At 49.6% G+C, this 397-nt stretch carries 2 tRNA genes and 1 rRNA gene; all 3 read right to left on the bottom strand.

The window, feature by feature from the left end:
• Window positions 1-37: 37 nt before the first annotated feature.
• Window positions 38-113: transfer RNA gene (locus PZE06_RS26635), tRNA-Thr, on the bottom strand.
• 57 nt (window positions 114-170) lie between these two features.
• A tRNA-Val gene (locus tag PZE06_RS26630) sits at window positions 171-246 on the bottom strand.
• 24 nt (window positions 247-270) lie between these two features.
• Window positions 271-387, bottom strand: a 5S ribosomal RNA gene (rrf, locus tag PZE06_RS26625).
• Window positions 388-397 lie beyond the last annotated feature (10 nt).

The following is a 397-nucleotide window of genomic DNA, read 5'->3' as shown; positions in this document are numbered from 1 at the left end:
TGCTCGTTGCTCTACCGACTGAGCTAATGGCTCTAAATGGTGCCGGCCAGAGGACTCGAACCCCCAACCTACTGATTACAAGTCAGTTGCTCTACCAATTGAGCTAGGCCGGCATATATTAAGACGATAAAATAAAGAGGTACATTATTTTCGCTAATGCGAAAAAATGTTGGTGGAGGATGACGGGATCGAACCGCCGACCCCCTGCTTGTAAGGCAGGTGCTCTCCCAGCTGAGCTAATCCTCCAAAATAATAAACTATTATTAAACAGCCCGGCAGCGTCCTACTCTCACAAGGGGACAGCCCCTAACTACCATCGGCGCTGAGAAGCTTAACTTCCGTGTTCGGTATGGGAACGGGTGTGACCTTCTCGCTATCGCCACCGGACTATTGGATT

Origin of the sequence: Robertmurraya sp. DFI.2.37 (genome assembly GCF_029211245.1) — a bacterium.
GTDB classification, from domain to species: domain Bacteria; phylum Bacillota; class Bacilli; order Bacillales; family Cytobacillaceae; genus Robertmurraya; species Robertmurraya methanolica_A.
Note: the sequence above shows the minus strand (reverse complement) of the source record. Positions and strands in the feature narration are given on the sequence as shown.